The organism is Streptomyces roseochromogenus subsp. oscitans DS 12.976 (genome assembly GCF_000497445.1).
Taxonomy (GTDB): domain Bacteria; phylum Actinomycetota; class Actinomycetes; order Streptomycetales; family Streptomycetaceae; genus Streptomyces; species Streptomyces oscitans.
On sequence record NZ_CM002285.1, the window covers coordinates 2,033,405 to 2,059,553 of the forward strand.

At 71.8% G+C, this 26,149-nt stretch carries 19 protein-coding genes and 2 pseudogenes; 11 read left to right on the forward strand and 10 right to left on the reverse strand.

Going from position 1 to position 26,149, the window contains the following annotated elements; translation table 11 throughout:
- From M878_RS58815 to M878_RS58835, 5 genes are all read left to right on the forward strand, one after another.
- On the forward strand, positions 1-1,335 hold the full coding sequence (locus tag M878_RS58815; RefSeq protein WP_023545862.1) for a sulfate adenylyltransferase subunit 1: 1,335 nt from the start codon (positions 1-3) through the stop codon (positions 1,333-1,335).
- A 223-nt stretch (positions 1,336-1,558) separates the two neighbouring features.
- Positions 1,559-2,668, forward strand: a complete 1,110-nt coding sequence (locus tag M878_RS58820; protein WP_023545863.1) for an aliphatic sulfonate ABC transporter substrate-binding protein — start codon at positions 1,559-1,561, stop codon at positions 2,666-2,668.
- A gap of 36 nt (positions 2,669-2,704) precedes the next feature.
- Positions 2,705-3,484 carry an ABC transporter ATP-binding protein gene (locus tag M878_RS58825; protein WP_023545864.1) on the forward strand — a complete coding sequence of 260 codons (780 nt, stop codon included), beginning with the start codon at positions 2,705-2,707 and terminating at the stop codon, positions 3,482-3,484.
- Positions 3,471-4,349: an ABC transporter permease gene (locus M878_RS58830; RefSeq protein WP_023545865.1), complete on the forward strand. Its 879-nt coding sequence runs from the start codon at positions 3,471-3,473 to the stop codon at positions 4,347-4,349. Before M878_RS58825 ends, M878_RS58830 begins: the two co-directional genes overlap by 14 nt.
- 7 nt (positions 4,350-4,356) lie before the next feature.
- The gene (locus tag M878_RS58835) at positions 4,357-5,103 is read left to right on the forward strand and encodes a sirohydrochlorin chelatase (RefSeq protein ID WP_023545866.1); all 747 of its coding nucleotides are present in this window, start codon (positions 4,357-4,359) and stop codon (positions 5,101-5,103) included.
- A 43-nt stretch (positions 5,104-5,146) separates the two neighbouring features.
- Here the strand turns inward: M878_RS58835 and M878_RS58840 are convergent, their stop codons facing one another.
- The 5 genes from M878_RS58840 to M878_RS58860 form a co-directional block, all read right to left on the reverse strand.
- Entirely contained in the window at positions 5,147-5,443 is a 297-nt protein-coding gene (locus M878_RS58840; RefSeq protein ID WP_023545867.1) for a hypothetical protein, read from the reverse strand.
- A gap of 640 nt (positions 5,444-6,083) precedes the next feature.
- Positions 6,084-6,719, reverse strand: a complete 636-nt coding sequence (locus tag M878_RS58845; RefSeq protein ID WP_023545868.1) for a mycothiol-dependent nitroreductase Rv2466c family protein — start codon at positions 6,717-6,719, stop codon at positions 6,084-6,086.
- Positions 6,720-6,774: 55 nt separating this feature from the next.
- Positions 6,775-7,758, reverse strand: coding sequence for a sigma-70 family RNA polymerase sigma factor (locus M878_RS58850; protein WP_023545869.1), 984 nt, complete (start codon positions 7,756-7,758; stop codon positions 6,775-6,777).
- Positions 7,759-7,937: 179 nt separating this feature from the next.
- Positions 7,938-8,954, reverse strand: coding sequence for a ketopantoate reductase family protein (locus M878_RS58855; RefSeq protein WP_023545870.1), 1,017 nt, complete (start codon positions 8,952-8,954; stop codon positions 7,938-7,940).
- 153 nt (positions 8,955-9,107) lie between these two features.
- Entirely contained in the window at positions 9,108-9,659 is a 552-nt protein-coding gene (locus M878_RS58860; RefSeq protein ID WP_023545871.1) for a DUF1697 domain-containing protein, read from the reverse strand.
- A gap of 408 nt (positions 9,660-10,067) precedes the next feature.
- On the opposite strand from M878_RS58860, the gene M878_RS58865 reads away from it, so the two are divergent.
- Complete coding sequence (locus M878_RS58865) at positions 10,068-12,323, forward strand: MMPL family transporter (RefSeq protein ID WP_023545872.1); 2,256 nt, start codon at positions 10,068-10,070, stop codon at positions 12,321-12,323.
- Between the two features lie 83 nt (positions 12,324-12,406).
- Here M878_RS58865 and mgt read toward each other — a convergent pair.
- Positions 12,407-13,649, reverse strand: a pseudogene (gene mgt / locus M878_RS58870) (macrolide-inactivating glycosyltransferase).
- 106 nt (positions 13,650-13,755) lie between these two features.
- On the opposite strand from mgt, the gene M878_RS58875 reads away from it, so the two are divergent.
- On the forward strand, positions 13,756-14,544 hold the full coding sequence (locus M878_RS58875; protein ID WP_023545874.1) for an oxygen-binding di-iron domain-containing protein: 789 nt from the start codon (positions 13,756-13,758) through the stop codon (positions 14,542-14,544).
- A 235-nt stretch (positions 14,545-14,779) separates the two neighbouring features.
- The gene (locus M878_RS58880) at positions 14,780-15,643 is read left to right on the forward strand and encodes a phosphotransferase enzyme family protein (protein ID WP_023545876.1); all 864 of its coding nucleotides are present in this window, start codon (positions 14,780-14,782) and stop codon (positions 15,641-15,643) included.
- A gap of 103 nt (positions 15,644-15,746) precedes the next feature.
- Here the strand turns inward: M878_RS58880 and M878_RS58885 are convergent, their stop codons facing one another.
- The 3 genes and pseudogenes from M878_RS58885 to M878_RS58895 form a co-directional block, all read right to left on the reverse strand.
- Positions 15,747-16,478 (reverse strand): 3'-5' exonuclease, encoded by a 732-nt coding sequence (locus tag M878_RS58885; protein WP_023545877.1) that lies wholly within the window; start codon positions 16,476-16,478, stop codon positions 15,747-15,749.
- Between the two features lie 101 nt (positions 16,479-16,579).
- Entirely contained in the window at positions 16,580-17,818 is a 1,239-nt protein-coding gene (locus M878_RS58890; protein WP_031224578.1) for an SAV2148 family HEPN domain-containing protein, read from the reverse strand.
- 122 nt (positions 17,819-17,940) lie between these two features.
- A pseudogene (locus tag M878_RS58895) lies at positions 17,941-18,632 on the reverse strand (copper amine oxidase); the annotation flags it as partial.
- A gap of 162 nt (positions 18,633-18,794) precedes the next feature.
- On the opposite strand from M878_RS58895, the gene glgX reads away from it, so the two are divergent.
- The gene (gene glgX, locus M878_RS58900; RefSeq protein WP_023545881.1) at positions 18,795-20,912 is read left to right on the forward strand and encodes a glycogen debranching protein GlgX; all 2,118 of its coding nucleotides are present in this window, start codon (positions 18,795-18,797) and stop codon (positions 20,910-20,912) included.
- A 1,246-nt stretch (positions 20,913-22,158) separates the two neighbouring features.
- Positions 22,159-24,537, forward strand: coding sequence for a malto-oligosyltrehalose synthase (gene treY, locus M878_RS58910; protein ID WP_031224579.1), 2,379 nt, complete (start codon positions 22,159-22,161; stop codon positions 24,535-24,537).
- 91 nt (positions 24,538-24,628) lie between these two features.
- Here treY and M878_RS58915 read toward each other — a convergent pair whose 3' ends face one another.
- A complete protein-coding gene (locus M878_RS58915) occupies positions 24,629-25,606 on the reverse strand; it encodes a LysR family transcriptional regulator (protein ID WP_051430210.1) in 978 nt (325 codons plus the stop codon).
- Between the two features lie 96 nt (positions 25,607-25,702).
- Between M878_RS58915 and M878_RS47425 the strand changes: the two genes are divergently transcribed.
- Positions 25,703-26,149: FAD-dependent oxidoreductase (locus M878_RS47425; protein ID WP_031224581.1), on the forward strand; the 447-nt coding region annotated here is incomplete at its 3' end.

Here is a 26,149-nt window from a genome sequence, read left to right on the forward strand (position 1 = left end):
ATGAGCACGATCACGACCGAGGGGCTCTCGGCCACCACGCTGCTGCGGTTCGCCACCGCCGGCTCCGTCGACGACGGCAAGTCCACGCTCGTCGGACGCCTCCTGCACGACTCCAAGTCGGTCCTCACCGACCAGCTGGAGGCCGTGGAGCGGGCCTCCGCCGGCCGCGGCCAGGACGGCCCGGACCTCGCGCTGCTCACCGACGGCCTGCGCGCCGAGCGGGAGCAGGGCATCACGATCGACGTGGCGTACCGCTACTTCGCCACGCCCCGGCGCCGCTTCATCCTGGCCGACACGCCGGGCCATGTGCAGTACACCCGCAACATGGTCACCGGCGCCTCCACCGCCGAGCTGACCGTGGTCCTGGTCGACGCCCGTAACGGCGTGGTCGAGCAGACCCGCCGGCACGCGGCGATCGCGGCTCTGCTGCGCGTGCCGCACGTGGTCCTCGCGGTCAACAAGATGGACCTCGTCGGGTACGAGGAGGCGGTGTTCGCGGCGATCGCCGAGGAGTTCACGGCGTACGCGACCGAGCTGGGCGTCCCCGAGGTCACCGCGATCCCGATCTCGGCGCTCGCCGGTGACAACGTGGTGGAGCCGTCCGCGAACATGGACTGGTACGGCGGCCCGACCGTGCTGGAGCACCTGGAGACCGTCCCGGTCAGCCACGACCTGGCGCACTGCCACGCCCGGCTGCCCGTGCAGTACGTGATCCGGCCGCAGACCGCCGAGCACCCGGACTACCGGGGCTACGCGGGCCAGATCGCGGCCGGTACGTTCCGTGTCGGCGACCCGGTCACGGTCCTGCCGTCCGGTCGTACGACGACGATCTCCGGCATCGATCTGCTCGGCAGGCCGGTCGACGTGGCCTGGACGACGCAGTCGGTGACGGTGCTGCTCGCGGACGACATCGACGTCTCGCGCGGCGATCTGATCGTGCCGACGAAGGACGCGCCGGCCACCACCCAGGACGTGGAGGCCACCGTCTGCCATGTCGCCGACGAGCCGCTGACCGTCGGACACCGGGTGCTGCTCAAGCACGGCACCCGCACGGTCAAGGCGATCGTGAAGGACATCCCGTCCCGGCTGACGCTGGACGACCTGTCCCTGCACCCGCACCCGGGACAGCTCGTCGCCAACGACATCGGCCGGGTGAAGATCCGTACCGCCGAGCCGCTGCCGCTCGACTCCTACGCCGACTCGCGCCGCACGGGCTCCTTCATCCTGATCGACCCGAGCGACGGCACCACGCTGACCGCGGGCATGGTCGGCGAGTCGTTCGCCGCACCCGAGCCCGTCACGGACGAGGCCGACGACGACGGCTGGGACTTCTGACCATGACGACGACCGATGTCTACTCGACGTTCGCGAAGGAGGGCGGCCGCATCGGCAGCGGCGCTCTCGGCAGCGGGCAGGGCGGGGTCGCGCGATGTGTGTGCTGACGTACGCGCACCGCTTGCGCGCCCTCACCCCCCACCGCCGTAGACGCAGACCTGCCGATCTCCCGGCCACGGCCTGAGAGACCGTGACCGCCGGGCCAACGAGAGGAACACCTCCCGTGCCTGCCAACCGCTCGACATTCCTCCGCCGCGGTATAGCCGCGCTCGCCGCACTCCCCCTCCTCACGCTCGCCGCCTGCGGTTACGGGTCCCAGGCCAAGAACGACGACACCGCCAAGGTGGCCGCCGGGGCCAAGAAGACCGACGGCCTGGACGCCGTCAGGATCGGATACTTCGGGAACCTGACCCACGGCACCGCGCTCGTCGGCCGTCAGAAGGGCTACTTCCAGAAGGAACTGGGCGCCACGAAGGCCTCGTACGCCACCTTCAACGCCGGCCCGTCCGAGATCGAGGCCCTCAACTCCGGCTCCATCGACATCGGCTGGATCGGCCCGTCCCCGGCGATCAACGGCTACACCAAGTCGAACGGCACCGGTCTGAAGATCATCGGCGGTTCGGCCTCCGGCGGGGTGAAGCTGGTGGTGAACCCGAAGAAGATCAAGTCCCTGCAGGACGTCAAGGGCAAGAAGATCGCCACCCCGCAGCTCGGCAACACGCAGGACGTGGCGTTCCTCAACTGGATCGCCGGCCAGGGCTGGAACGTCGACGCGCAGAGCGGCAAGGGCGATGTGACGGTCGTCCGCACCGACAACAAGACCACCCCGGATGCCTACGCGTCCGGTTCCGTCGACGGCGCCTGGGTGCCGGAGCCGACCGCGTCCAAGCTGGTCGCCAAGGGCGGCAAGGTGCTGCTGGACGAGGCGTCGCTGTGGCCGGACAAGAAGTTCGTGATCACCAACATCATCGTGCGGCAGGCCTTCCTGAAGCAGCACCCGAAGGCCGTCGAGGCGGTCCTGCGGGCCTCGGTCGAGACCAACAAGTGGATCAACGCCAACCCGGACCAGGCCAAGGCGGCCGCGAACAAGCAGCTGACGGACGACTCCGGCAAGGGCCTGCCGGCGAACGTCCTGGACCCGGCCTGGAAGTCCATCCAGTTCACCGACGACCCGCTGGCCGCCACCCTCGACACCGAGGCGCAGCACGCGGTCAAGGCCGGCCTGCTGGACAAGCCGAACCTCAAGGGCATCTACGACCTGACGATCCTCAACAAGGTCCTCAAGGCCGAGGGCGAGAGCACGGTCAGCGACGCCGGTCTCGGCAGCAGCTGACGTAAGAACCCGACGAGTTCCCAGGAGGTGACGACCATGGCCACGACTCTCGCCAAGGCCGACGAGTCGGTCGACTACGCGGCACGCCTCGAGCATGTCTCGAAGTCCTTCGCGACACCCGGGGGGCAGCAGCTCGTCCTGGACGACATCAGCATCGATGTCGCCCCCGGCGAGTTCGTCACCCTCCTGGGTGCCTCGGGCTGCGGCAAGTCCACGCTGCTGAACCTGGTGGCCGGCCTGGACCGGCCGACCGCCGGCTCCATCACGACGGACGGCCGCCCGGCCCTGATGTTCCAGGAACACGCCCTCTTCCCGTGGCTGACCGCGGGCAAGAACATCGAACTGGCCCTGAAACTGCGGGGAGTCGCGAAGTCCGAGCGGCGCGGCAAGGCCGAGGAGCTGCTCGAACTGGTCCGGCTGCGGGGCGCCCACGGCAAGCGCGTCCACGAGCTGTCGGGCGGTATGCGCCAGCGCGTGGCGATGGCCCGCGCGCTGGCCCAGGAGAGCAATCTGCTGCTGATGGACGAGCCGTTCGCGGCGCTGGACGCGATCACGCGGGACGTGCTGCACGACGAGCTGACGCGCATCTGGGCGGAGACCGGCCTCTCGGTGCTGTTCGTCACGCACAACGTGCGCGAGGCGGTGCGGCTCGCGCAGCGCGTCGTCCTGCTGTCGTCCCGGCCGGGCCGGATCGCGCGCGAATGGCAGGTCGGCATCCCGCAGCCGCGTCGCATCGAGGACGCCCCGGTGGCGGAACTGTCCCTCGAAATCACCGAAGTACTGCGTGGGGAGATCCGCCGTCATGGCCAGCACTGAGACGAACACCCGCGCGGACGCGGGAAGCATCGAGGCGGGCCTGGACGCTCTGGAGACGGGTGTCGTCGGCCGTACGCCCTTCCGGCAGACGTTCACCAACAAGATCCTGCCGCCCATCGTCGCGATCGCGGTGGTCCTGGCGGTCTGGTCGCTGCTCTATCCGGTCGTCGGCAACCCGAGCAAGCTGCCGTCACCGGCGGCTGTGGGCAGCGCCTTCAAGGAAGCCTGGCTGCAGGGCACGCTGCTCGGCTACATCTGGACCAGTGTCTCGCGCGGTCTGCTGGGCTTCTTCTTCGCGCTGCTCATCGGCACCCCGCTGGGTCTGCTGGTGGCCCGGGTGAAGTTCGTGCGCGCGGCCATCGGCCCGATCCTGTCCGGTCTGCAGTCGCTGCCGTCGGTGGCGTGGGTGCCGCCGGCCGTGATCTGGCTGGGCCTGAACAACTCGATGATGTACGCGGTGATCCTGCTCGGCGCGGTCCCCTCCATCGCCAACGGCCTCGTGTCCGGCGTGGACCAGGTGCCGCCGCTGTTCCTGCGCGCGGGCCGCACCCTCGGCGCGACGGGCGTCAAGGGCATCCGGCATGTCGTGCTGCCGGCCGCGATGCCCGGCTATGTGGCGGGACTCAAGCAGGGCTGGGCGTTCTCCTGGCGCTCGCTGATGGCCGCGGAGATCATCGCCCAGTTCCCCGACCTGGGCGTGGGCCTCGGCCAGCTGCTGGAGAACGGCCGTACCGCCAGCGACATGGCCATGGTGTTCGAGGCCATCCTGCTCATCCTGTTCGTCGGCATCGCCATCGACCTGCTGATCTTCAGCCCGCTGGAGCGGTGGGTGCTGCGCAGCCGCGGCCTGCTGGTGAAGGGCTGAGGCACCCATGCACCGTCCGGCCCGCCCCGTCCTCGTGGTCATCGCCCACGGCAGCCGTGACCCACGGCACGCTGCGACCGTGCACGCCCTGGTGGAGCGGGTACGGTCGCAGCGGCCGGGGCTGCGGGTGGAGACCGGATTCCTGGACTTCAACGTCCCCTCCGTGCACGGTGTGTTGGAGTCGCTCGCGGCGGAGGGCGTGCGGGACGTCGTCGCCCTGCCGCTGCTGCTGACCCGCGCCTTCCACGCCAAGGCCGACATCCCCGCCGTGCTGCGGGAGGCGCCGGCGCGGCTGCGGATCCGGCAGACGGACGTGCTCGGGCCGTCCCCGCTGCTGCTGTCGGCGCTGGAACGGCGGTTGTACGAGGCGGGGTTGACGCCCGCCGACAAGTCCTCGACCGGGGTCGTGCTGGCCTCGGCGGGGTCCTCCGACCCGGAGGCGATCGCAGTGATCGCCGACATCGCGCGGGAGTGGTGGCACACCGGTTGGTGCGCCGTGCGACCTGCGTTCGCCTCCGCATCCCTGCCTCGCACCGAGGACGCCGTGGCCGAGCTGCGTGCCCTCGGCTGCGAGCGGGTCGCCGTCGCACCGTACGTCCTGGCCCCCGGCTTCCTCCCGGACCGCATCGCTCGGGGGGCGGCCGGGGCGGACGTACTGGCGGACGTGCTCGGGCCGGCGCCCGAGGTGGCACGCGTGGTGGTCGAACGTTATGCCGAGGCGGCCGAGTCGCTTCCGGTCGCTGTCGGCGCCTGATTCCGCCGCGCGGCGCACCCCGAGCACATGGGGAATGCGCCGCTCACAGGTCGAAGGCGTGCATCAGTTGCCGGGTGCAGTTGAGGCTGCCGGTGCCGGCGCTCGCCACGATGGCGACCGCCTCCAGCGCGGTGCGGATCCGGCCCCGGTTGGGCGGCAGCCCGTCGTCGGCGGACTCCGCCAGGGCGTCCAGGATGACCTGGCCGTGCCCGATGAGCCCTGGGTATTCGGCGCGCAGTGCCTCGGTGAGCCGGCCCGCGAAGAGCGTGAGGGTCTCCAGGTCCGGTGTGCCCTGGCCGTGACCGAAGGGCCCGTGGTCACCGTAGTTGTAGGTGGTCATGTCCTGTCCTTGCTTCGGGCTCGAAAGAGCCTTGGGGGGAGCTGAGTTGGGGTTCAGGGACCGCGCTGACGTTACCGACGTCGCAGGGGTGCGTGAGATGTCGTTCTGCGCGACCGCGGGCCGCTTCGGGGCAGACGAGGGCCCGGGCAGTGACGATGGCGGGAAGTGGGCCGAAAATCGCCACCCATCTGGGTGATCGGGGTCCGTTGACCAGGCCCCGGATACCGGTCACGCACGGGTGCCCGGCGCGGGCCATGAGGCCGGTGCCGGGGCTTGGGCGGCAGGCCGTGCACCAGCGAAGCGGAGGCGCGCCGGGCCGGGTGCCGGGCACCGCGTCCGCGCGGTGTGGTGGCACCGCCGATAACGCCCTGCCCGTGTTGCCCGTCACACTCATCCGCCGCCCCCTCTCCGGCCGTCCACGCGCTTCACCCTAGGGACGCTCCCCAGGGTTTGTCGCGGAGTTCGGTGACCGCTGGCCTCGGGGGCCGGAGGCGTGATAGAGGGGGCCGCCGGGTCCGGCGCTCCCCTGTGGCGTCGGGCCGCGACGGCTCTTCGTTCTGCGCCGGTCGCGGCCGGTGTGTCACCCGATCCGCGAACGCGGGGTGTGTGAGGGGCGTTTATCAGCCAGTGGGCTTCCTGGTCAGTCGAAGCGGAGGGCGCCGGTGCGGGTGCGCTTGAGCTCGAAGAGGTCGGGGTGACGGGCCAGTACCCGGAAGCTGTCGAAGAGTTCGGCCGCCTCGGCGCCGCGCGGAATGGCGCGCAGCACGGGTCCGAACCACACCGTGCCGTCGACATGGATGGTCGGCGTGCCCACATAGCCGCCCGACTCCGGCTCGGCGCCGGCCTCGTGGCTGCGGCGCACCGCGTCGTCGTACGACGGGTCGTGGGCGGCGGCCGACAGGTCGGCGGGCAGCCCGAGTTCGGCGAGCGACTCGGCGATCACCTGGTCGAAGTCCTTGATCCCGCGTTCGTGGATCCGGGTGCCGAACGCGGTGTAGAGGTCGCGCAGCACCGACTCGCCGTCCCGTTCGGCGGCGGCCACGGCGACCCGCACCGGGCCGATCGAGCGGTCCACCAAGTCCCGGTACCAGTCGGGGAGTTCATTGCCATCGTTGTGCAGATAGAGGCTCATCGCGCGGAACCGGAGGTCGAGCGGGCGCAGCCGCTCGACCTCCAGCAGCCAGCGGGAGGTGATCCAGGCGAAGGGGCAGGCCGGGTCGAAGAAGAAGTCGACACGGGTCGGGGCGGACTCGGCGGCGGTGTCGCGATACGTCATGACAGCAACGCTAGTCGCACAGTGGCTCAGTGTCCCGACCCAATCCCCTGTCGGATCAGTGGTCCACTTTGCCAGGCCCGCCCGTTCCCGTCTGCGCCGGGTCCACGACCGCGATCTCCGTACCGCGCAGGCGTTCCGGCTCCGCGACGACGTCGATCCGGGTGATCCGGCCGTCGGTGCCGAAGGCGAAGGCCAGCACCAGGCGCGGCCGCCCGTATGGCGCCATGACCAGGCCGAACTCGCCGTCCAGCAGGGCGAGTCCGGTGACCTGGGCGCGGGCCATGGCCGCCATGGCGCCCCGGGCGACGGGCTCGGCGCCCCGTACGGTGATCGGTGCGGGCGTGGGCACGACCAGTGCGTCGGCGTGCAGCACCACGTCCGGGTCGAGCAGGGCGACCAGGGCCGTGAAGTCGCCGCCACGGGTGGCGGCCAGGAACGCCTCGACGGCCCGGCGCCTGCGTACGGCGTCGGCGGCGGGCGCGGGCGTCCGGCCCTGGACGCGGCGGCGGGCCCGGCTGGCCAGCTGCCGGGTGGCGGCCGGGGTCCGCTCGACCAGCGGGGCGATCTCCTCGAACGGCACGGCGAACATGTCGTGCAGCACGAACGCGACCCGCTCGGCCGGGCTCAGGGTGTCGAGGACGACCAGCAGCGCGACCCCGACCTCGTCGGCCAGCAGCGCCTCCCGGGCGGGGTCGCCTGCCTCGGCGGAGAACGCCGGTGTGTCATGGACTGTGTCCCGGGCGTCCCGGTCGTCCCGGGCGTTCCGGGCGTCCTGGGCGTCGAGGAATTCCTCGCGCCGGTTGCGGCGGGCCCGCAGCAGGTTGAGGCAGACCCGGGTCACCACTGTGGTCAGCCAGCCGGTGAGGTTCCGTACCTCGTCGAGGTCGGCCTCCCGGGCCCGCAGCCAGGCCTCCTGGAGAGCGTCGTCGGCTTCCGTGGCCGAGCCGAGCAACCGGTGGGCCACGGCGGTCAGATGCGACCGGTCCGCCTCGAACCGCGCCGCGAGCCGCCGCCCGGCGTCCTCCGTGAAGTCGTCCACCGTTCCCCGTCCTCTCGCCGCAGTACCCGCACGCACCGCGCGCCCCGGCACGAGCGGCTCGCGCATGTACCGGGGCCCACGAAACGCCGAACCGGCCGGAAGATCAACCGGCATTCGCCGTCACTCGCCGTCGGCCGACGTCGAGCGGCGCTCGATCGGCGGAGGCGAGGGCCCGTTCGTCAATGAGCGGCTGCCACCGCCTCTTTCGCCAGGCGTTCCAGTTCCGCGACCGGCAGCGACCCGGCGGCCCGGCGCTCTCGTGCGAACCGGTTGGCGAGCCGCTGGAGCAGTTCGTTCAGCGGGGTCGGTACGCCGTGCAGCCGGCCGAGGAGGACGATCTCCCCGTTGAGGTAGTCGGCCTCGATGGTGCCGGTGCCCCGGGCGAGCGACTGCCAGGAGGAACCACCGCCGCCCGGGGCCCCGTCCAGCGGCACCAGGGTGACCTTGTCGCCACGGGCCGCGCGCTGTTCCTCGGCGCTCGCGTGGGCGATACCGGCCGCGTCGAGCACCGCCTCTCCTTCGGCCCGCACGCGCGCGAGCAGGGCGTGCGCCGCCTCGTCGGCGGCGGGCCCGCACACCGCTTCGAAGGCGGCGCCGAGGTTCCAGAGCAGCTTGGCGTACTGCCAGCGGTCGATGTCCGGCACGACCGGCGCCTCGAAGTGGGCGGCCTCCAGGTCGGCGGCGATCCGGCGGGCGGTGTCGCCGGTGCCGTGCGGCATGCGGCCGAGGTGCAGGATGCCGGTGAGCGGGGTGCCGGCGGCGGAGACGACGCCGGGCTCCACGAAGGTCGAGGGCAGCCAGACACAGACGCCGTACACCTGCCGGAAGCGGCGCAGCGCCAGCCGGCCGCTCTCCACACCGTTCTGCAGGCACACGAGCGGCAGCCGCTCGGCGGCCGTGCCGCCGCCCGCGACGGGCACCTCGGCCCAGGTCTCCAGGGCGGCCACGGTGTCCTGCGTCTTCACGGCGAGGACGAGGACGTCGTCGGCGCGCAGTTCGCCGAGCGGGCCGGGCCCGTCGACGGCGGGCAGCCGGTACGTCAACTCCCCTTCCGGCACCCGCAGTCGCAGCCCGTGCTCCCCCAGTGCCGCCAGATGCCGGCCGCGTGCCACGAGGACGACCTCGCGCCCGGCCTGGGCCAGCCGCCCGCCGACGGTCCCGCCGACCGCTCCGGCCCCGATGATGATGTAGCGCATGGACCAGAGCCTCGCACACGCGTACGCGCCCCTGCTCACCAATATCCACTATGCGGAACCGCTATGGGGAACCGCACCGTCTGCGCGCCGGACCGCGGCAGGCGGTGCCTCGCGAGATCCTCGTGCGCCCGGCCTTCCTCGGGCCGCGGTCGGTCACGCTCCCGGAGCCGTCAGCTCGACCAGCTTGACCACGGTGTTCCAGTTACGGCTCGTGGCGATCAGGCCCTTGGTCAGGCGTGGACGGGACAGCGCCTCGGCGAGCTTGGAGCGGCCCAGGCCGTCCGGGGCGTAGAGGTAGAGACAGCGGTCGCCGAGCCGGAACTCCTCGGGGAGATGGGCGGCTTGGTCGATGTCCGCGTAGCGGTCCGGGGTGACGGGTGCGGAGAAGTACGTGACGTGCAGCTGCTTGGGCTCCAGGTCGGCGGCCGGGAACGGGCAGGCCCCGGCAACCGCCTTCATGTAGGCGTGGTCGCGCACAAGCACGTCGACACGGAAGCCGAAGCGCTCCTCGATCGCCCGGGTCAGCTCCGCCGCCAGCGACTCCTCGTCGCCGTGCCCGGCGGTGAAGACGGCCTGCCCGCTCTGCAGATAGGTCCGTACGCCGGTATGGCCGAGGCCGGTGAGCAGGGCACGGAGGTCGGCCATGGGCAGCTTCTTGCTGCCGCCGACGTTGATCCCGCGCAACAGCGCCGCGTAGGTCGTCATCGAGCCACCCTAGAACGGCCGTCGTGCCCCGTGGGGGCGGGCACGACGGCCTGGCCCGCGTAGACGGGACTGCGCGAAACTCTCGCCGATGGGCGGGCACCGGATCAACCTCTTCACGCACCTGTGACTTGTTCAACAAGTCTTCGTAATCACAAACCGCCGCGCCGGCGGCAGAACGGACAACCCATGTCCTCACGTCGCGACGCCGGGTGCGCGAACCCCGAGACGTGTCCCCGAGAAGTGCGGATAGGTGTAAGGGGCCGTCGTCCTCCCCAGTGGTGACCGGCGAGCAGGTGAGTTCACCGGGCAGCACGACGAGACGCGTTTATCCGGCTCATACGGTCGTACCGGAGCAGGCGCAGACGTGGCGGCAGGGGGCCGCCACCGCACACAGGGGGAAGATCCGCGATGGGAAACAGGGACGTGCGGGTGCGGGGGCTGGCGGCCCGCGCCGGCGGCTGGAGCGCCCGGCACCGCTGGGCGGCCGTCGGCATATGGGTGCTGTTCGTCGTGCTGGCGATGGGACTCGGGTCGGCGGCGGGCCGGGTCGATGTGGACGAGGGCAACCAGCTCAAGGGCGAGACGCACACCGCCGCCCAGATCATCGACGACGCGGGGATCAAGCAGCCGGCCGGCGAGACTGTCCTGATCCAGTCCGAGGACACCACCGTGACGGCGACCGGGTCCGAGTTCCGGGCCGCCGTCGCCGACGTGGTGAAGGCCGTCGAGGGCACCGGGAAGGTCACGGCCGTGACCTCGCCGTACGACACGCACACGATCTCCCGGGACGGCCGCAGCGCGCTGGTGCAGTTCGACATGCGCGGTGACGCGAAGACGGCCGTCGACCGGGTCGAGCCGGTGCTGAACGCCGTCGCCGGGGTGCAGAAGGCGCACGGCTCGCTGCGGATCGAGGAGATCGGCGGCGCCAGCATGCAGAAGCAGTACAAGGACGCCTTCGGGGACGACTTCCAGCAGGCCGAGTACTCGGCGGTGCCGGTGGCGCTCGGCATCCTGCTGATCGCCTTCGGGGCGCTGGTGGCGGCGCTGCTGCCGGTGGCCCTCGCGATCACCGCGATCATGGCGACGATGGGCCTGATGGGCCTCGTCAGCCATCTGCAGCCGATGAGCGACACCGCCAACTCCGTGATGCTGCTGGTCGGTATGGCCGTCGGCGTCGACTACTGCCTGTTCTATCTGCGCCGCGAGCGCGAGGAGCGGCTGGCCGGGCGGGACGCGGGCACCGCGCTGCGGATCGCCGCCGCCACCAGCGGCCGGGCGATCATCGTCTCCGGTGTCACGGTGTGCGTGGCGATGGCGGGCATGCTCTTCACCGGGCTCGCCGAGTTCGAGGCGATGGGCCTGGCCTCGCTGATGGTGGTCGCGGTCGCCATGGTCGGGTCGGTCACGGTCCTGCCCGCATTGCTCTCGCTGCTCGGCGAGCGCGTCGAGAAGGGGCGGATCCCGTTCCTGAGCCGCAGGCGCGGGAAGCGGGCCGCGGACGAGGGCAGCCGGTTCTGGACGGCTGTGCTGCGGGTGGTGCTGGCGCGGCCGCTGGTCTCCGTCGCCGTCGCGGCCGGTGTACTGCTGGCGATCGCGGCGCCCGCGCTCGGCATGAAGACCCAGCAGCTCACCCTGGACCAGGAGTTCGGGAAGTCGCTGCCGATCGTGCAGACCTACGACCGGGTCAACGAGGCCTTCCCGGGCGGCAGCGAGCCGGCCCAGGTCGTCGTCAAGGCCAAGGACATCAACGCCCCCCAAGTGCGGCAGGCGCTGGCCGACTTCAAGCGACAGGCGATCGCGTCGGGTGCCTCACGCGGCCCGGTCGACATCCGGCTGCACGCAGGGCAGAACGTCGCGCTGGTCTCCGTGCCGCTGGTCGGCGGCTCCGACATGGACCGGGCGGTCAAGAGCCTGGACAAGCTGCGTGACGAGGTCCGGCCCGCCACGCTCGGCAAGGTCGACGGCCTGCAAGCGCCGATCACCGGACAGGTGGCCGGCAACCACGACTTCAACGACCAGCTGCTCGGCTCCGTCGTCCCGGTCTTCGCGTTCGTGGTCGTCTTCGCCTTCCTGCTGATGCTGCTGTCGTTCCGCTCGCTGACCGTCGCGGTCACGTCGATCGTGCTCAACCTGCTGTCGGTGGGCGCCGCGTACGGAATCCTCGTCGCCGTCTTCCAGCACGGCTGGGGTGCCTCGCTGGTGGGCGCGGCGGGCGTCGGCGCGATCGTGACCTGGCTGCCGCTGTTCCTCTTCGTGATCCTGTTCGGGCTGTCGATGGACTACCACGTGTTCGTCGTCTCCCGGATCCGCGAGGCCCGGATGCGCGGCCGCACCACCACGGAAGCGATCCGGCACGGCGTTGTCACCACGGCCGGCGTCGTCACCAGCGCCGCGGTCATCATGGTCGCCGTGTTCGCGATCTTCGGCACGCTGTCGATGCAGTCCATGAAGCAGATGGGCGTGGGCCTGGCCGCGGCGGTCCTCATCGACGCGACGGTCATCCGCGGGGTACTGCTGCCGGCCGTGATGGCGCTGCTCGGCGAGCGCAACTGGTACCTGCCGAAGTGGCTGCACCGCCTCCCCGACCTCACCCACGACGAGTCGCCGGAACCGGCTGCCGCCGCGCAGCCCGCGCACGAGGAGGGTGAGCGGCTGCCCGTCTGATCCCGCACGGCACGCCAACCGGGGCCCGTCGCCACGTGGATGTCGACGGGCCCTCACGCATTCCTCTGTTTGCTAAATTTCCTCTATTTCCTTACGCCTCCCGGCAGTTCGGCCTCGATGAGGTCGGCGGCTCGGCTGGTGCCTCCTTCCTGGGCCATCTGCGCCTGAACCTCCTTCAGACGGCGGGCCACCTCCGGGTCGTCCACCAGGGCGAGCGCGGCCTCGCGGAGGCGGTCGGCGGTGGCCTCCTCGGTGTCCAGCCGGCGGGCGACGCCGAGGGACTGGAGCACGTCGGCGTTGCCGAACTGGTCGGCGGCCTGCGGTACGGCGATCATCGGGGTGGCGGTGGCCAGACCCTCCTGGCTGCCACCGGCACCCGCGTGGGTGACGAACAGGTCGGCCTGCCGGAGGATCGCCAACTGCGGTACCCAGCTGTGCACTTCGACGTTGCCGGGTACGTCGCCCAGCTCGGCCGGGTCGACATGCCGGCCGGCCTGGAGGACCAGGTGCCAGCCCGGCAGGTCGGCGAAGGCTCGGACGCACTCGCGGTAGAACGCCGGCTGCTTGGTGAACGCCGAGCCCAGGGACACCAGCGCGACCTTCTCGGCGCCGGCGGGCCGCTGCCAGTCGCCCTGGTCGGCGCGGTCGCCCTGGCAGGCGCCGACGAAGGTGTGGACACGCTCGTCGACCCGGTCGGCGTGCGGCTGCAGGGCCTTCGGGATGAGCACGATGGAGCGGGCCGGGCGGCCGGCGAACCGGTCGGGGTGCTGAGTGATCCCGTTCTCCGCCAGCCACGCCTCGAACCGGGCGTAGTACGCCTGTCCACGCGCGGTCTTCCTCGGCTCCGACCACATCGGCTCGGCCACCTCCTCCTCGTATCCCTCCCAGGCGACGAGGTTCGGCGAGAGGGAGACCGCCGGGACGCCCCAGCGGTGGGCGAGGACGCGGGCCGGATAGGAGGCGATGTCGTGCAGCACGAGGTCGGGCTCGTCGCCCGCGTAGGCCTCGATGAGCTGCGGGAGCGCCTGGATCGCGTCGGCCAGGAACGGCTCCACATTGTCGAGCAAGGTGGTCCCCCAGGCCTCCGGGTCGGCGTCGGGTCCGGGCAGTGTGGAGGTGTACGGCACGGGCTGGACCCCGGTGGCGGCCACCTTCTCGGCGAACGTCGGCGGGATGGCGTACGTGACCCGGTGCCCCCGGGCGACGAGTTCACGGATCACCTCCAGGCTGGGGTTCACATGGCCGTGCGCGGCGATGGAGAACATGGCGATATGGGCGGGAGCGGTCATGACTGAAACTCTAGGCGAGACGAGACGTCTCGTTCAAAGTGTTTTCCCCCGTCCGGTGGCGGGACGGGGGCGGGCCCAGTACCACGGAAGACGGAGTCCGCCCGGCAGAGCGGAGGCCGCCCGGCAGAAAGGGATGTTTCGCCGTGGAGACACGTATCGACGAGATCGCGGAGGGCATCCACCGCATCTCGACCCACGTACCGGACATCGCCCCGCCCGCGGGGTTCACGTTCAACCAGTTCCTCGTCGCGGCCGAGGAGCCGCTGCTCTTCCACACCGGGATGAAGGCGCTGTTCCCGGCGGTGACCGAGGCGATCGCCCGGGTCGTGCCGGTGGAACGACTGCGCTGGATCACCTTCGGGCATGTCGAGGCCGACGAGTGCGGCGCGGTGAACGAGTTCCTCACCGCCGCCCCGCACGCCGAGGTCGCCCACAACACGCTCGGCTGTCTGGTGTCCCTCAACGACCAGCTGATCCGGCCGCCCCGGCCGATGGACGACGGCGAGACGCTGGACCTCGGCGGCAGCCTGGTGCGCCGGGTCGTGCGCAACATCAACACCCCGCATGTACCGCACAACTGGGAGGCCCGGCTGCTCTACGAGGAGACCACCCGCACCCTGTTCTGCGGCGACCTCTTCACTCATCTGGGCAACGGTCCCGCGATCACCGGTGACGACCTGGTCGAACCCGCTCTGCGGGCAGAGGAGTTGTTCCGCCAGACCTCCTGCCTCACCGCGCTGACGACCACGCTGCGTGCCCTGGCCGAGGTGCGCCCCGCCCGCCTCGCGGTGATGCACGGCTCGTCGTACGACGGTGACTGCGCGGCCGCGATGAACGACCTCGCCGACGCCCTGGAGGAGCGGTTCGCACCGGAGCGGGACTTCGTGGGCCGGCCGAGCGTGCTGGAGGCTCCGCATCCGGGGCTGGACTGAGCCCCGGCGGCCTCGTGGAGTTCACGCGGGACGTTCTGCAGTCCGGCGAGCAGGGCGACCGCGGTCTGCGGCAGGCGGGCCCAGCGGGCGGCACGCCTGCTCCTGTTGGCATGCTCATGACCTGACGGCCGCCGATGCCTCGTCAAGGAACCGCCCACACCGCCCGACCTGGACGAATGCGAGACTGGCCGGGTACGGCACACGCACCACACCGGGACGGCACGGAGGCGGCACGATGGACGAGGCACGGGCACGGGACGTACTGGCCGCGGCGGGTGTGCTGCCGGGCCCGGCCCAAGACGCGGCTCTCCTCGCCCTCGGCGAGAACGCGGTGTTCGCCGCCGGTGATCTGGTGGTGAAGGTGGGCCGGGACGCCGAGCTGCTGCCGCGAGCCGGGCGCGAGCTGGACATCGCCGGGTGGCTGGCCGAGGCGGGCGTGCCGGCGGTACGGGCGGCCGAGCCGAAGCCGCGGCTTGTGCACGGGCACCCGGTGACGGTGTGGCACCGGTTGTCGGAGCCCATACGCCCCGCCGGACCGCGGGACCTGGCGGAGCTGCTGCGCATGGTGCACGCACTCCCCTCTCCTCCTTTCGCTTTGCCGCCCCGCGAGTTGCTGGGCGGCGTGGAGCGCTGGCTGCGGCTGGCGGGTGATGCGATCGACCCCGAGGACGCGGCGTACCTCCGCGCGCGCCGGGACGGTTTCGCGGCGGCCGCGGGCGCGCTGACGCCGCATCTGTCGCCGGGCCCGATCCATGGCGACGCACTGCCCCGCAACGTGCACATCGGGCCGGACGGGCCGGTCCTGGTCGACCTGGAGACCTTCTCCGCCGACCTGCGCGAGCACGACCTGGTGGTCATGGCTCTGTCCCGGGACCGGTACGGGCTGTCCGCCGAGGCGTACGGCTCCTTCACCGAGGCGTACGGGTGGGATGTGCGGGAGTGGGAGGGGTGCAGCGTGCTGCGCGGGGCCCGGGAGACGGCCAGCTGCGCCTGGGTGGCCCAGCATGCGCCGAGCAATCCGAAGGCGCGGGCGGAATTCCGGCGCCGGGTGGCGTCACTGCGGGACGGGGACGAGACGGTGCGGTGGTATCCGTTCTGAGGATGCTGTCCTGCCCCGGGCTTTCAGGCGTGCGGCGACTGCGGCTCCCCAGGGGCGCGGGGAACTGCGCGATCAGCCCACCACTCAGCCGCGGACGAAACGGCTAGGCAGGCTGGCTCTCGTTCTCGGTCAACTCCCGTAGGGGCCATGCCCCGTCCACCACCGCTCCCTCATCCCCCTTGCGGCGCAGGAACGCCTGGAAGTCCGCCGCCCACTCCGCGTACCACTCGATCTGCCGCTGGTGGAGTTCGACCGGACTCAGGGACGCGATCTTCGGGTGGCGGTCGGCTATCGCCGCCGCGAGGCACGCCGCGGCGAGGGCGTCGGCCGGGGCGGTGTGGGCCTCGTCGAGGGCTATGCCGTACTCGGCGCAGACCGCTTCCAGGTTCCTTTTGCCGCGGCGGTAGCGGTCGACCCAGCGGTCGATGGTGTACGGGTCGATGACCGGGGCGGGCGGGGCGCCGCCGAGGCGGTCGGAGAGGGACGGCAGGGCGTGCCGGCGCAGTTCGGCGGAGAGCAGGGTGAGGTCGAAGGCGGCGTTGTAGGCGACGACCGGGACGCCCGCCTTCCAGTACCCCACCAGGACGTCGGCGATGGCGTCGGCCACGCGGTCGGCGGGGTGGCCCTCGGCGGCCGCCCGCTCGTTGCTGATGCCGTGCACCGCCACCGCGTCGGCCGGGATCTCCACGCCCGGATCGGCCAGCCATTCCCTGCGGCCCATGGGTTCACCGGCCCTGACCTCGGTCACCGCGCTGGTGACGATGCGCGCCTCAAGCGGATCGGTCCCGGTCGTCTCCAGGTCGAAGCCGATCAGCAGTTCCTGGTGCCAGCCCATAGCGGCCCCCCTTCTCGGTGGTGCTTTCCCCCAGTGGCTTCCACCTTCGCACGCGGCACTGACAATCCGAGGATCGCATTCCGCTTGACACAACGGACAGTTCAGGACACCGGGCGCGAATCCGCCCATGCCAGCTCGAATTCCTCACGATATATCGGAAAAAGACCGGCTTCGACCACGTCATTCGACTTGACCAGCTTGCTGCCGTTGCGCAGCACCAGCACCGGCGACTCCATCCCGCGCGCCCCGCGCAGATAGGACTGCACCACGGCGATGCCGTCGGCGCCGTCGCCGTCCACCAGGTAGGCGGTGAAGCGCGGTGTCTCGTCGTAGACCTGGATCTCGAAGGCGCCCGGATCGCGCAGCCGGGAGCGGACCCGGCGCATGTGCAGGATGTTCATCTCGACGGATCGACTCAGTTCGCCCCGTTTCATCCCGAGTTCGCGCTCGCGGCGCTTGACCGAGCTGGAGGCCGGGTTGAGGAAGAGCAGCCGTACCCGGCAGCCGGACTCGGCGAGCCGGACCAGGCGGCGGCCGGAGAAGTTCTGCACCAGCAGGTTGAGGCCGATGCCGATGGCGTCGAGGCGGCGGGCGGAGCCGAAGATGTCCTCGGCCGGGAACTGGCGCATCAGCCGTACCCGGTCCGGGTGGACGGCGACGACGTCGGCGTACCGGTCGCCGACCAGGTCCTCGACCGCGTCCACGGGCAGCCGGCGCGCGGAGGGCACGTCACCGGCGGTGCCGAGCATCTCCAGCAGCCGGGCCGAGGCGCGCTCGGCCTGGCTCAGGACGGCCTCGGACAGCGCCCGGTTGCGGGAGACGACGTTACGGGTCACCTCCAGCTCGTCCAGGGCGAGTTCCAGGTCGCGGCGCTCGTCGAAGTACGGTTCGAAGCACGGCCAGTGCTGCACCATCAGCTCGCGCAGCTGGGGCAGGGTGAGGAAGCTGAGCACGTTGTCGTCGGCCGGGTCGAGCAGATAGCCCTTGCGGCGGCTGACCTCGCGTACCGCGACCGCGCGCTGCACCCATTCCTGACCGGCCGGGCCGGCCGCGGCGACCACCCAGTCGTCGCCGTGCACGGGTTCGTAGATGGGGCGCAGTACGGCGGCCACGACCGCGCGCAGCCGCTGTTCGACGAGGTTCAGCCAGATGTAGGCCCGGCCGGCCCGCTGGGCACGGGTGCGCACCTCGCGCCAGGCGTCGGCGTCCCAGTCCAGCTCCGGCCCGATGGATCCCGCGTCCATCGGCCTGGCCAGGGACACCGCGCCGGGCGGGACGTCTGCGGAGTTCCCCTCGTGACCCTCGTCACCAGGGGGCAGCTCCAGCCCTCCCGAGCCCACCCGTGCACCGCCTTCCGACTTCCGATCCCCGGGCCTTTCCCGTCTCAACGATCAAGGAAGGGTACTCCGCGAGGGGTCGGCGGTGCAGCCGGATGGACAGGTCGGTTTCTCAACTGTTTTGGTCAACTCCGCCATTCCCCATGGCCGTTCTGCCACGTCAGGTCACGCGGAGTGAGCGGATTCATAGCGGTGACGTCCCGCGGTGCGATGGCGAAGCCCTGCCAGTGCACCGGCATGGGCTGCCGGCCCTCGTCCCGCGTGATGTGGTGGAAGCCGACGTTCAGCCAGCTCACCGGGTGGGTCAGGGTCTGTCCGCCGACCCACTTGTCGACGGATGCCGGGTGCCCGCGACCGCACTCGGGGTTGTCGCCGGCGAACAGTTCGCACGGGTTGTACTCGGTGACGCAGAGGTCGTGCCGGGTGAATGCGCGGCCGAGGTACGCCGAGGTACGTGGTGGTGGGTCCGGGGACGGCCGGTCGCGCCGACGTTCATGGCGATGGTGCCGTCGTGCCGGAAGCGCCACTCGGTGATGTACTCGTACCATCCGACCTGGTTGACGGTGTAGACGAGGAAGTCCTTGCCCTCGGCCTGGTAGACCCTGCCGGTGCCGGCGTCGTGCATGCGGTAGGCGTGGCCGCGTGAACGGCGGGTCGTACACAGCCCGTTGCCGTTCGGGTGTGCCGGGTCCACGGCGTCGGGGACCTTGACGGTCTTGATGGTGCCGCCGGGGCCTTCGGCGGTCGACAGATTCATCAGCGACTGGGCGAAGTCCTCGCCGGTCACGTCGCCGTACCCCGTGGTGCTCGGGGAGTACGCGTTGCCCCACAGATCCGGCACCCGGCGGGTACGGCAGTCGCCGGATGCACTGGTCGGTGGGTAAGAGGGACGTAAGTCACGGGAGGTTCCGTCACTTTCGTGCAGACTCGGGGGCCAACGCGGCCCCGGGGCGGCGGCACACCTGGGAGAGTCATATCCATGCAGGTCTGGCCTGGACAGGCGTATCCGCTCGGCGCCACCTACGACGGCGCCGGAACCAACTTCGCGGTCTTCACGGAGGCCGCGGACCGAGTAGAGCTGTGTCTGCTGCACGACGACGGCTCGGAGACGGCCGTGGAACTGCGCGAGAGCGACGCTTTCGTACGGCACGCGTACGTGCCGGGCGTGATGCCGGGACAGCGGTACGGGTTCCGGGTGCACGGCCCGTACGACCCCGGGCGCGGGCAGCGCTGCAACTCCGCGAAGCTGCTCCTCGACCCGTACGCGAAGGCGATCAGCGGCTCGATCCGGTGGGGCGAGGAGGTGTACGGCTACCACTTCGGCGCCCCGGACAGCCGCAACGACCTGGACTCGGCGCCGCACACCATGGCCTCGGTGGTGATCAACCCGTACTTCGACTGGGCCGACGACCGGCCGCCGCGCACCGAGTACCACCACACGGTGATCTACGAGGCCCATGTCAAAGGCCTGACCATGCGTCACCCGGGGCTGCCGGAGGAGCTGCGCGGCACATACGCGGCCCTCGCGCATCCGGCGATCCTCGACCATCTCACGAAGCTCGGGGTGACGGCCCTGGAGCTGATGCCCGTGCACCAGTTCGTCAACGACCACCGGCTGGCCGACCTGCGCCTGAGCAACTACTGGGGCTACAACACCATCGGTTTCTTCGCCCCGCACAACGCGTACGCCTCCTGGGGCGACCGCGGACAGCAGGTGCTGGAGTTCAAATCGGCGGTCCGGGCGCTGCACGAGGCCGGGATCGAGGTCATCCTGGACGTCGTCTACAACCACACGGCCGAGGGCAACCATCTGGGCCCGACGCTGTCCTTCAAAGGCATCGACAACGCGCAGTACTACCGCCTCACCGACGACCGCCGCTACTACATGGACACCACGGGCACCGGGAACTCGCTGCTGATGCGGTCCCCGCACGTGCTCCAGATGATCATGGACTCGCTGCGTTACTGGGTCACCGAGATGCACGTCGACGGCTTCCGTTTCGACCTCGCGGCTACCCTGGCCCGGCAGTTCCACGAGGTGGACCGGCTGTCGTCGTTCTTCGACCTGGTGCAGCAGGACCCGGTGGTCTCCCAGGTGAAGCTGATCGCCGAGCCCTGGGACGTGGGCGAGGGCGGCTATCAGGTGGGCAACTTCCCGCCGCTGTGGACCGAGTGGAACGGCAAGTACCGGGACACGGTACGGGACCTGTGGCGGGGCGAGCCGCGGGCGCTGGCGGAGTTCGCCTCCCGGCTGACGGGGTCGTCGGATCTGTACCAGGACGACGGCCGACGCCCGCTGGCCTCGATCAACTTCGTCACCTGCCATGACGGCTTCACGCTGCGCGACCTCGTCTCGTACAACGACAAGCACAACGCCGCCAACGGCGAGGACAACCGGGACGGCGAGAGCCACAACCGGTCCTGGAACTGCGGGACCGAGGGCGAGAGCGACGACCCGGAGGTGCTGCGGCTGCGCGCCCGGCAGATGCGGAACTTCGTCGCCACGCTGATGCTGTCCCAGGGCGTGCCGATGATCAGCCACGGCGACGAGTTCGCCCGCACCCAGCGCGGCAACAACAACGCCTACTGCCAGGACAACGACATCTCGTGGGTGCGCTGGCCCGAGGACGACGCGGATCCGCGAGATCTGCTGGAGTTCACGCGCGCGATGGTGTGGCTGCGCCGGGACCATCCGGTCTTCCGCAGACGCCGTTTCTTCCACGGCCGCCCCGTGGAGGGCACCCACGACGAGCTTTCCGACATCGCCTGGTTCACCCCGGAGGGCGCGGAGATGACCCAGCGGGACTGGGACTCGGCGCGGGCATCCGCGCTGACGGTGTTCCTGAACGGCAACGCGATCTCCGAGCCCGGCCAGCGCGGGGAGCGCATCGCCGACGACTCGTTCCTGCTGATGTTCAACGCCTCGCCGGGGCCGCTGGACTTCCTGGTGCCGGTCGACCACGGCCGGCAGTGGCAGGTGGTCGTCGACACGGCCCAGCCGGAAGTGGTGCCGCCGGGGGCCGGCCCGAAGGTCGGGGCGGGTGACCGGATCACCTTGCCCGACCGCAGCCTGACGGTGCTGCAGCGGCCGGCGTAGCGGGGCGGCGGGTCCGGGGCCTGTCCGGCGGACCCTGTCGCGAACGCGGGGGCTGGCACGCCCTGCCCCACGCTCGAATACTCCCCCACCGCGGGGGCACCTCCATCGCCCCCGCTGACCTGTGCTGATGAGGCGCCGTCACTGTCCCACGGCCGGACCCGCCGGACCGGCCCTGGCCGGCGGCCCGGCCCGCCGACTCGTCCTGTACGCGCGCGTGGAGGGCGTTTTCACGCGGGCCCCGGTAGGTCGTCGGACGTGTCGTCAGGGCCAGGACGAAGGCGAGCGCGGCCGCCGTGCTCGCCGCCGCGAAGGCCGCCGCGGGGCCGTAGGAGCGGGGCAGCGGGGGCGTGCGGGACACGCGTGTGCGAGGGCGAGGGCGAGGGCTTGGCGTACGGCTGCGACGGGGGGTTGCTCGCGGGCGGGTGCGGCGGCGGGCTCCTTGCGCGGGGGTGCTACGGCGGGTTCCTCGCGGGCCAGGGTGTCGACGGGCTCCGCGCGGGCGGGTGTCAGCGGGCTCCGCGCGCATGGGGCCACGAGGCGGGCCGTGGGGTGCAGGGCGAAGGCGGTGCCGCAGAGGGCCACCAGGAGCGCCGCGCCGGCCATCGCGTAGGCCGGATGGGCGAGTACCGCCGCCGTCCCGACGAGCGCCGGACCTACGACGAACTACGTCTCGTCCAGGGTGCTCTCGAAGGAGAGCGCGGCGCCGACGGTCGCCTCGGGCGCGCCGGCGCGGCGAGCCAGGGCGACCAGCCGGGTGCGGGCCAGCGGTCCGACGAGCGGCACGGGGGCCCCCGCGGTGGCCCCCAGAAGGGCCAGGACAGGCGCAGGAAGGTCCGCGAACGCTCCGGTGACCAAGCAGGGCCACGCCGAGCGCGTTGGCGAGCGAGAAGGCCGTCACGACCGTCCGCTGCCCGTGCCGGTCGGCGAGCCGCCCCACGAGCGGCCCGCAGGCCACCTGACCGAGCGCGAGGGCCCCGCCGGTCAGCCCAGCGGCGGACAGGGAGCCGGAGGTCCGGGCGACGAGCAGCACACTGCCGAACTGGATGGTGGCCTTCGGCAGCCGCCCCAGGAACGACACGCACGGCAGCAGTGGGCCGGTCAGGCGGATCACCTGACGGCAGGTGTCCCGCGCCCGGCCGCGTTCAGGTCTCCCCGTTGTGCCCATCGCTCGACGCCAGGCACGCGTGCGTGGGTCCGTGCAGGGGCCGATGACACGAAAGACGGCGGGCTGGGTACGTAGGTTTCCATGACGTCTGCGCGACCCGGACCGGCGGTGCCCACGGCCACCTACCGGCTGCAGCTCCAGCCCGCGTTCCCGTTCGCCGCCGCGGCCGCGGCCGTACCGTACCTTGCGTCGCTCGGTGTCTCGCACCTGCACCTGTCCCCCGTCCTGGAGGCCGTGCCCGGCTCCACGCACGGCTACGACGTCGTGGACCATGCGCGCGTGCGCGAGGAACTGGGCGGCGAGGAGGGGCTGCGGTCGCTGGCGCGGACCGCGCGGGAGCACGGGATGGGCCTGGTGGCCGACCTCGTGCCGAACCACATGGCGATGGCGCCCCGGCACAACCGCGCCCTGTGGGAAGTACTGCGCGAGGGCCCCGGCTCGCCGTACGCACGCTGGTTCGACATCGACTGGGAGGCACAGGGCGGGCGGGTGCTGCTGCCGGTGCTCGGCGGTCCGGTCGGCTCACAGCTGGACCACCTCGTGGTCGACGGTGACGTGCTGCGCTACCACGACCACGCCTTCCCGCTGCGCGCGGGCACGGCGGAACTGCCGCTGCCGGAGCTGCTGGACGCCCAGTGGTACCGCCCGGTGTGGTGGCGGCTGGCCCGCACCGAGCTGAACTACCGGCGGTTCTTCAGCATCTCGGAGCTGATCGGGGTGCGCGTGGAGGATCCGGAGGTGTTCGACGCCACCCATGCCAAGATCCTCCAGTTGCTCTGCGAGGGGGTGCTCGACGGGCTGCGCGTCGACCATCCCGACGGGCTCGCCGACCCGGACGGCTACCTCGCGCGGCTGCACGAGGCGACCGGCGGACGCTGGACGGTGGTGGAGAAGATCCTCGCCGACGGCGAACGGCTGCCGGAGTCCTGGCCGGTCGCGGGCACCACCGGCTACGACGCCCTGCGCCAGGTCGACGGCCTGTTCACGGACCGGACGGGGGCGTACGAACTGGCGGGCCGGTACCGGGCGTTCGCGGCCCCGTCGGCGGACCGGGGCGGGAACTGGGACGCGACGGTACGGCGCGCCGCACACAAGGTGCTCACGCACGAGCTGGCCGCCGAGACCGACCGGCTCACCCGGGTCGCCACCCGCCTGTGCGCGTCCGCGCCGGACCTCGCGCTGCGCGACCGGGCTCCCTGGGCGCTGCGTACGGCCGTGGAGGAGCTGCTGGTCCGGATGCGGGTGTACCGGCCGTACGCCTCCGGTGATGCCGCCGCCGTCGTCACCGAGGAGGCCGCCGAGGAGGCCCGGCTCGCCTTCGTGGTGCCCGAGGAGGCGGCGGCCGTCGGCATCGTGCGCGGGCTGCTGGTCGAGCCGCCCGGTGACGGGTCGGCACCGGACCACGCCGACCGCGTGGAGTTCCGCACCCGGTTCGCGCAGACCGCGTCGGCGCTGCGCGCCAAGTCGGTGGAGGACACCGCGTTCTACCGGTATGTGCCGCTGCTGTCGGCGACCGAGGTCGGCGGCGATCCGGGCCGGCCGGGGGTGTCCCCGGAGGACTTCCACGCGTACTGCGCGCGCGTGCAGCGCGACTGGCCGGTCACCGGCACGGTGGTCTCCACGCACGACACCAAACGCAGTGCCGACGTCCGCGCCGCGCTGGCCGTGCTCACCGAATGCCCGGTCCGCTGGGCGGAGTTGCTGGCCGAGGTGGCCCGTTCCGAGGAGGATCTGGGCGGGCCGGACGGGCAGCTGGCCTGGGCGGCCTGGCAGACGGTGTTCGGGCTGGGGCCCGCCGAGGAGGGGCGGGTCCGGCAGGCGCTGCTGAAGCATGTGCGCGAGGCGGGCATGTACACCAGCTGGACGGAGCAGGAGCCACCGTACGAGGAGGCGGTTGCCGCGTTCGTCGCCGCCGGTCCGTGCGGGCCGCCGGGCGAGCGTGTGGCCGCGTTCCGCAAGGCACTGGAGCCCCACATCCGAGCCAACGTCCTCGGCACCGCCCTGGTCCATCTGACGATGCCGGGGGTGCCGGACCTGTACCAGGGCACAGAGGGCGAGTACCGGGCGCTGGTGGACCCGGACAACCGGCGGCCGGTCGCGTTCCCGCCCGAGGTGCCCGGTGAGAAGGACGCGCTGACGGCGGCGGCGCTGCGGCTGCGGGCCCGGCGCCCCGAGGCCTTCGGCACGGCCGCGTCCTACGACCCACTGGCGGCCGAGGGTCCGGCGGCCGGGCACTGTGTGGCGTTCGTGCGCTCCGGTGCGGTGGTCACGGCGGTGACCCGGCTGTCGCTGCGGCTCGCGGAGGCGGGCGGCTGGCACGAGACACGGCTGACGCTGCCACCGGGGCGGTGGGCGGATCTGCTCACCCGGGGGCGGGAGTTCACCGGCCACGCACGCGTGGCGGATCTTTTCGAGAGGCTGCCGGTGGTGCTGCTGGAGCGGGTTGGGGAGGGGATGTGAGGGGCGTGCGGGAGCAGCTCGGCCGGCACCGAGAGGTGAACGGGGTGCGGGGCTTGCGGGGGCGCGGAGGGCCGAGGAGCACTGAGAGGGCTCAGGGGACAGGCGTTGCGAGTGGCTCGGGCGGCTCGGCCCCCTCGTGTCCCGCACTTGGCCGGGCCCGCGTGGCGTGTCGCGCGGGAGGGGTCGACGGGGCGGGCCAGGTGGTGCGCAGGAGGTCCACGAAGGCCTCGGCCGCGCCGGTGGGCGGCACGCGCGCGTAGACGGCGAGGGGGCGCTTCCAGGCCGGGTCGGGGGTGAGGATCACACAGTCCTCGCCCACGGCCCCGCGCACGACGTCGGCCGACGCGGTGCTCACCCCGACCCCGGCGGCGGCCATGCGCACGGCCGTCGAGGTGTGCTCGGTCCACACGGCCGTCCGCGGCGTGAATCCGGCCTGCCCGCAGGCCCAGTCGAGGAAGCGCGCGCCGTGGACGACGGGTTCCAGCGCACAGCGGACCCAGGCCCGGTCGGCGAGTTCGGGCAGCGTCACAGTCGTACGGCCGGCGAGCGGGTCGTCGAACGGGACCACCAGGACGAGTTCCTCCTCGCCGACGGATACGACGGTGCCGGGCCGGCCGGTGGGCTCGGGGCCAAATGCGAGGTCGGCGGTGCCGCGCTGCACGGCGTCCTCCAGGGCTTCGGCGGTGGCGTACTCGTGCAGGCGCAGCAGGACCCGGGGATGGGCCGCACGCCAGCGGGCGAAGACGTCGGGCAGGACGCCCACGGCGAGGGAGTGCAGGGTGGCGACGTGCAGTTCGCCACCTTCGGCGCCGGCGTTGGCACGGGCCGCACGGCGGGCCTGTGCGGCGCTGCGGACGGCGAGTTCGGCGTGCGGCAGGAAGGCCCGCCCCATGGAGGTGAGGCGCACACCGCGGGGCATGCGCTCCAGCAGGGCGCCGCCGACCGATTTCTCCAGGGCCTTGATCTGGTGCGAGAGCGCGGGCTGCGTGACGTGCAGGGTCTCCGCCGCGCGCGTGAACGACGCCTCGTGGACGACCGTCACGAAATATTCCATTTGACGCAGACTCAACTCCACGCCCTCCCCCGCCACCCATAAACATCCTGCATGGCTTCCACAACAACATTGCCTTGGACTCATGGCAAGGGGCGGGCGGAGGGTGGAGACATGAGCACACGGACCACGAACACGACGGACGTCCTCGTCATCGGCGGCGGCACGGGCGGCTACAGCACCGCCCTGCGCGCCGCCGCTCTCGGTCTGGACGTCGTCCTCGTCGAACGCGACAAGGTCGGCGGAACCTGCCTGCACCGGGGCTGCATTCCGAGCAAGGCGATGCTGCACGCCGCCGAACTGGTCGACGGCATCGTGGAGGCGCGCGAGCGGTGGGGCGTGAAGGCCACGCTGGACTCGGTCGACTGGGCGGCGCTGGTGGCCACCCGGGACGACATCGTGGCGCGGAACCACAAGGGGGTCGAGGCGCATCTGGCGCACGCCGGCGTGCGGGTGGTGCGGGGCAGCGCTCGGCTGACGGGGAGGCAGACAGTGCGCGTTGAGGGCGTGCGTACGGATTCCGTGCCGGGCGCGCCGGATCTGCACGCGCCGGGCGCGCAC

Excerpts from the sequence above, each read along its gene's own strand:
- M878_RS58860 (WP_023545871.1), bottom strand. The coding sequence starts at position 9,659 with ATGACGACCTACGCGGCGCTGTTGCGCGGGATCAACGTCGGCGGCAGC.
- M878_RS58815 (WP_023545862.1), top strand. The coding sequence starts at position 1 with ATGAGCACGATCACGACCGAGGGGCTCTCGGCCACCACGCTGCTGCGG.
- M878_RS58885 (WP_023545877.1), bottom strand. The coding sequence starts at position 16,478 with ATGGGCTGGCACCAGGAACTGCTGATCGGCTTCGACCTGGAGACGACC.
- M878_RS58855 (WP_023545870.1), bottom strand. The coding sequence starts at position 8,954 with ATGCGCTACATCATCATCGGGGCCGGAGCGGTCGGCGGGACCGTCGGC.
- M878_RS58835 (WP_023545866.1), top strand. The coding sequence starts at position 4,357 with ATGCACCGTCCGGCCCGCCCCGTCCTCGTGGTCATCGCCCACGGCAGC.
- M878_RS58880 (WP_023545876.1), top strand. The coding sequence starts at position 14,780 with ATGGACGAGGCACGGGCACGGGACGTACTGGCCGCGGCGGGTGTGCTG.
- M878_RS58845 (WP_023545868.1), bottom strand. The coding sequence starts at position 6,719 with ATGACGTATCGCGACACCGCCGCCGAGTCCGCCCCGACCCGTGTCGAC.
- M878_RS58840 (WP_023545867.1), bottom strand. The coding sequence starts at position 5,443 with ATGACCACCTACAACTACGGTGACCACGGGCCCTTCGGTCACGGCCAG.
- M878_RS58865 (WP_023545872.1), top strand. The coding sequence starts at position 10,068 with ATGGGAAACAGGGACGTGCGGGTGCGGGGGCTGGCGGCCCGCGCCGGC.
- M878_RS58825 (WP_023545864.1), top strand. The coding sequence starts at position 2,705 with ATGGCCACGACTCTCGCCAAGGCCGACGAGTCGGTCGACTACGCGGCA.
- M878_RS58830 (WP_023545865.1), top strand. The coding sequence starts at position 3,471 with ATGGCCAGCACTGAGACGAACACCCGCGCGGACGCGGGAAGCATCGAG.
- treY (WP_031224579.1), top strand. The coding sequence starts at position 22,159 with ATGACGTCTGCGCGACCCGGACCGGCGGTGCCCACGGCCACCTACCGG.
- glgX (WP_023545881.1), top strand. The coding sequence starts at position 18,795 with ATGCAGGTCTGGCCTGGACAGGCGTATCCGCTCGGCGCCACCTACGAC.